Here is a 3,250-nt window from a genome sequence, read left to right on the forward strand (position 1 = left end):
CGTTGCCAATGATGAGATGGCCAGCGATCAGGATGTTGATCTTTCGGCTTGGTCGCAAACTGGGCGCCGGCGGTGCGCCTTTGATGTAAGGCGAGGTTTGGGCTTGTGGTCGGCGGCCTTGTTCTTTGGAACGGCACCCCGTCGGGATACAAAAGCCGCGGGATGCGATCGAGGACGATGCACAGGATGGGCTGGTCGGGCAGATGTCGGCAGGTGCAGGTGGATTTTGCGTCTTCATCAAATTGAAAAGCATACAGCTAGATGTGGAGCCTCGTTCCGCCCCCCAGATGTTCTCGTAGGAAACGACAATCCCGCGATCGATCAGGCCCATGCCAGCTGTCACGGCGATTTCGCGCAACCGAGTCTGCGACATGCTCGAGGTTCCACGATGCCGGTGGTGACGCTGTGCAAGTCAATCATCGGTTCAGCCTTAGCGCTCCACGCTGGACGAAGGCTGCGCTGCACGAGGCAGCCATGAATCTTCGATCAGAGCGCGGTGAAGCGCCTTAACAGCGTCGTCAAAGCGGGATTCATCAACTACGAAGATTATATCTACGCTCCGCATGAGCTGGTGGATGCCTAGGACCTCTATGCAAGCATCTGCTAGCGCTTGTACAGCAGTGGCCGCCAGGTAGTGGAGATTTAGGTCGCTTCCGATGGCCGAGACAACGCTCACCTTCTTTGTAACAATATCAGCCGTAGGGAAGCTTTCCTCTAGAGCCTTGACAAGGGGCGCGATTATGTGGGGTGCCGCGACTAGATAATGTGTGATCGTATTTGCGTTTGATGCCTTCGTGACGACGCGGACATTATAGCATTTCAACTTCTTGAGTATCTCTGAATCATAGTCGTCCCCGCCTACCATATCCTGCTCGAAAAACTCTAAGGCATACACTCCTCTGAGGCCAGTGATAATCTCTACCTTCGGTGTGGCAGAGACGTAGTCGCGCGAAATGACGGTTCCTTCGTCCCCAGGTTCGAAGGTATTCTTGAAACGCAGAGGTATATTCGCATGGCACAGCTCCTTGGCTGCAGCCGGATGTATCGCCTCCACTTCGAGATTAGAGAGCTGATCGGCGACATCATAGTTGGTGTGACCGATGGGGCGGACCCGTTCAATGCCGACAATCTTAGGGTCGGCTGTCGAAAGATGGTACTCCTTGTGGATTATTGCCTCCTTGGCGCCTGTGCGTACGGCGATCCGGGCGAATGTAAACTCGGTGTAGCCACGGCCATAGAGCTGCACTAGGCCAGCTCGGCATCGGCCGTAGCCCGTGATAATCGGCAGCTGCTTGCTGAGGTCGATCGCGGATAGCGCCGTCTCGATTCGCTCGTCAAGGCTTATTTCAGTTTCGTCACGCCAGCCCGTCATGTCAACGAAGATCGCCTCCACGCCAAGCGTTCTGAGGAGCAGTGCCGTGTTGTGGGAACTGTGGGCTTCGCCCTGCGCGGCGAGAACCTCGCGCACGGTATTCAAGTGCTCTTCGAGCCTGAAGGGGCCATTTGAGCAAAGCCGCTGCAGGTCCAACAGGCAGCCGCGCACTCCTTCGATGCGGTCGCGAACAAAATCATCGGCGACGCGCCTTTCCGGCGAGCGGCCGAAGATTTCCGCATTGATCCTCGTCATCTCACGATGCACCTCTGCGATCGCTTCGACCAAAGCCGATGTTGATCTGTCGCCCGCAAAACGCGCATAGGCGCCGGGCTTGCCTGTTTTCTTGTGCTCGAGGAGCAGATCGGTCATTCCACTGTAAGCGGATACGACGAATATTCGGTTGTAGAGTGCGCTGCCCTTGCGTCCTCCAATTAGGACGTTCTTGAGTACGGCAGCGGTGTTGGAGATCGACGTGCCTCCGATCTTCTCGACAGTGTGGGCGCTAGGCTCGCGGTTAGGCAGGAGATTCACCTCAAAATCCCTTTCGGCGAGGTCGGTTTGGTTAGTTGACAACCCGCGCGGCACCAGCGCGCCGTCAATAGGTCTTGCATGCGCTCACGTCCAAACGCTCTTCTCCTTCTGACGTAGCTCGCAGCGCTGCCAACCTGCGCCTGCTCTGCGGATGGCATAGCGCAGGGGAAGCCACGGCCTCGAACATGACGAGCGACGGCGGAGAGGCGAAGGAGCCGAATACTCTTAATGTCGACGCTCACTAACTTTCTCTGTGGCGACATCGGATCGCCTCAGAGTCTAGAGGATACGCGCCGGTCTCATCATGCACCTCGCGGCCCCCCAACGGAGGTACAAAGACGTAGGCCACACCAATTCGGTCTCGGCACACAGCAGGTCGGCGTCAATTTATCGAACACCTAAATGATGCCCGGTCGCACGACATGGACCTCATGCGCTTGGCAAGCCTCGATAGAGCCCGTTCCTGAGATCCAGTAGACCGCCTCAAGGTGGTTCCGATAATGCATCTTGAGCCGGGCGTCGGGATAGATCCTGTGATATGTACGTCCCATCGTTCTTGAGAAGCAACCGCACGCTTCCCCAGCTCGTCGGGCTGTCAGTTTCTCCTCATTGAAATCCTGACGATCGTGATTCACCTCTCACGCAGCCTTGTTCACCGTGCTGCCGATCACGCTGTCGATAGCGCCCTCGAGGATGTCGAGGCCTTGGCTCAGTTGATTCTCCCCGATGACAAGGGGCGGCAGGCATTTCACGACCTCGTCTTTGGGACCGGCGGCCTCGACGATGAGGCCCGTCTGAAAGGCGGTCCTAACGACCCGACTGGCAATCTCGCCGGACTTCAGATCGATGCCCCGCATCATACCCCGACCCTTCGCTGATGCTCGACTTGGGTCATACTTCCGCGCGATCTGCTCGAGGCGACTCTTCAGCAGGTTGCCTTTCTCCTTGACGGAAGCTGCCAAACTGTCCGTTCGCCAGAAGTGCTCCAGGGCTGCCCGGGCCGTGACGAAAGCATGGCAGTTGCCGCGGAATGTGCCCGTGTGCTCTCCCGGCTGCCAAACATCTAGTAGTCGATTAATGAGGACAACAGCCATAGGCAAACCATAGCCCGATATCGATTTGGCCATTGTGACGATGTCTGGACGGAGCCCAGATGCTTCAAAGCTGAAGAATGCATCGGTCCGGCCAACGCCCGCCTGAATGTCATCGACGATCAGCAGAGCTCCGTGTCTGCGCGCGATGGCCGCCACCTTTTGCAGCCACTCCGTGCCCGCGACATTCAGGCCGCCTTCGCCCTGAACTGTCTCCAAAATCACCGCAGCCGGGGCGTCCACACCGCTGGAG

General features: G+C 57.5%; 3 protein-coding genes. All 3 read right to left on the reverse strand.

What is annotated here, in order from left to right; genetic code table 11:
• Positions 1 to 373 (reverse strand): hypothetical protein (locus EOA28_RS39670; RefSeq protein WP_210214975.1); only part of this gene is annotated, 373 nt, incomplete at its 3' end.
• A 57-nt stretch (positions 374 to 430) separates the two neighbouring features.
• Positions 431 to 1,906: an aspartate kinase gene (locus tag EOA28_RS29940; RefSeq protein ID WP_245501629.1), complete on the reverse strand. Its 1,476-nt coding sequence runs from the start codon at positions 1,904 to 1,906 to the stop codon at positions 431 to 433.
• A gap of 638 nt (positions 1,907 to 2,544) precedes the next feature.
• Positions 2,545 to 3,250: aminotransferase class III-fold pyridoxal phosphate-dependent enzyme (locus EOA28_RS29950; RefSeq protein ID WP_128315584.1), on the reverse strand; the 706-nt coding region annotated here is incomplete at its 5' end.

Source organism: Mesorhizobium sp. M2A.F.Ca.ET.067.02.1.1 (assembly GCF_004023285.1).
In the GTDB taxonomy this organism is placed as follows: Bacteria; Pseudomonadota; Alphaproteobacteria; order Rhizobiales; family Rhizobiaceae; genus Mesorhizobium.